Below are 678 nucleotides of genomic sequence, written 5' to 3'. Positions count from 1 at the left end.
TCGGTGCCGACAATTCCTGTCGTCATCGCTCAAGGGATAGAATCCCGAACAGGATTTGGTTTTACGTTGGAACTTGGGAGAGTGACCGTGAAGAAGATTGTACTGGCTTTGGCCACCTTGGGCGTGGCGCTCACCTCGGGCGCCTATGCGCAAAGCGCAAAAACGCTGCGGTTGGGCACCGAAGGCGCTTACCCGCCGTTCAATTTCATCGATAAAGACGGCAAGGTGAAGGGCTTCGATATCGATATCGGCGATGCCCTCTGCGCCGAAATGAAGCGCAAGTGCGAATGGGTTACTCAGGATTGGGACGGCATCATTCCCGCGCTGAAGAACAAGAAGTTCGATGCCATCATTGCCTCCATGTCCATCAACGAAAAGCGTAAAGAGCAGGTCGATTTTAGCGACCGCTACTATTTCACGCCGGGCATGATGATTGCGCGCACGGGCTCGGGCTTCAAGCAGAACGCCCTGAAGGGCAAGACCGTGGGCGTGCAGGTGGAAACCATCCACGCGCAGTTCATGGAAGCGCGTTATAAGGACGTGAGCCTGAAGCAGTATAAGACCCAGGACGAAGCCAATCTGGACCTCGCCAATGGTCGTCTCGATATCGTCATGGCCGATAGCGCCGTGCTCGACGAGTGGGTTAAGGCCAACGGCGGTGCCGCCAAGTTCGAGCGC

1 protein-coding gene is annotated in these 678 nt (G+C 56.2%); it reads left to right on the top strand.

The window, feature by feature from the left end; genetic code table 11:
- Positions 1–87 precede the first annotated feature (87 nt).
- On the top strand, positions 88–678 hold a 591-nt coding region (locus VZ95_RS19935; RefSeq protein WP_198148437.1), incomplete at its 3' end, for a transporter substrate-binding domain-containing protein.

Origin of the sequence: Elstera litoralis (assembly GCF_000963705.1) — a bacterium.
GTDB lineage: Bacteria > Pseudomonadota > Alphaproteobacteria > Elsterales > Elsteraceae > Elstera > Elstera litoralis.
Note: the sequence above shows the minus strand (reverse complement) of the source record. Positions and strands in the feature narration are given on the sequence as shown.